General features: G+C 43.1%; 1 pseudogene. It reads left to right on the top strand.

From position 1 onward, the window contains the following. A pseudogene (locus tag P6709_RS20720) lies at window positions 1-75 on the top strand (hypothetical protein); the annotation flags it as partial. Window positions 76-232 lie beyond the last annotated feature (157 nt).

Raw genomic sequence — 232 nt, 5'->3', positions numbered from 1 at the left:
ACAGCGCAGCAAATATATGATCTGATTGTCCAATTTGCCAATTACGGCTTTAATAAAAGCCATGCTGTCGCATACTATTCGTGTGAAAGATGAAAGTAAACAGTTTTCGATTCCGGCTCCTTCCCTGTCCTGAACCAGTACAGGAAACTCACTTCTTGACTCAAGCCAGCCAAGAAGTGAGTTTCCTGTACTGGTTCAGGACAGGGAAGGAGCAGGAATCATTATTACGTAT

The organism is Jeotgalibacillus sp. ET6 (assembly GCF_029667115.1).
GTDB lineage: Bacteria > Bacillota > Bacilli > Bacillales > Jeotgalibacillaceae > Jeotgalibacillus.
This window is presented reverse-complemented; position numbering and strand designations above follow the sequence as displayed.